Below are 984 nucleotides of genomic sequence, written 5' to 3' on the forward strand. Positions count from 1 at the left end.
TCGGTGACGTGTCGATGGACCTGCTCGCGCTGCCGCTCGTCCACCAGCGGGCCGATCCGGTCGGCCCAACTGCGGGCTTCGGCGACCAGTGCGTCAACGAACGCATCCGCCGCAGCCTCCACCACGTAGACGCGTTCCACCGAAACGCAGATCTGACCCGCGTTGGCGAACGCTCCGAGCGCGACCTGCTCGGCCGCCCAGCGCGGCTCGACGCCAGCATCGACGATCAGCGCGTCGTTGCCGCCGTTCTCCAGCAATGCTTTGGCGCCGCGCTCAGCACACGCGCGGGCGATCGCTCGACCGGTAGCGGTGCTTCCGACGTGGGCCACGACATCGACCTGCTCGGCTGCGGTCAGCCGGGCACCAACCGCGCCGTCGCCGTCGAGGATCTCGAGCACACCGACGGGTAGGTGGGCTGCCAGTAGCTCGGCGAACCGCCGGCCGGTGCGGGGGCAACGTTCACTTGGCTTGTGCACCACGGTGTTTCCGGTGACAAGGGCGGCGCCCAGCAGTCCGGCTGCCACCGCGACCGGGTCGTTCCACGGAGTGAACACCGCCACGACGCCGCGTGGCTCAGGAACCATCAGATCTGTTGCGCCCCAGCCGCCCTGCAGACTACGGCCGCGGTGCAGCGGTCCAAGCTCGGCGTACTGCGCGAGCGTATCCGCGCCGGCCTGTACGCCGCCCAGCGCGTCCTGCCTGAGCTTGCCGGTTTCGCGTTCGTTCAGCTCCGCGAGCTCGTCGGCCGCTGCGCGGACGTCGGACGCTGCCGCTCGCATCGCGGCAGCCCGCTCGGCTGACGATGTCTGGGCCCATGCGCCAAACGCCGCGCTCGCCCGCGCGATGGTGTCGTCACAAGTGGCGCCGTCCGCGACCGGCACCCGGCTGACGATCTCACCGGTGCGAGGGTCGAGAACCGTCAATTCCATGGTCTGCAGCACGGATATGTGTTACCCGGCTCCCTGGCGATCAACACCGGGGAGC

General features: G+C 69.9%; 1 pseudogene. It reads right to left on the reverse strand.

Going from position 1 to position 984, the window contains the following annotated elements:
• Window positions 1-17: 17 nt before the first annotated feature.
• Window positions 18-929, reverse strand: a pseudogene (locus tag ACFE99_RS07775) (aldehyde dehydrogenase family protein); the annotation flags it as partial.
• Window positions 930-984: the final 55 nt, after the last annotated feature.

The sequence above is a fragment of the uncultured Mycobacterium sp. genome (assembly GCF_964249325.1).
Lineage (GTDB): Bacteria > Actinomycetota > Actinomycetes > Mycobacteriales > Mycobacteriaceae > Mycobacterium.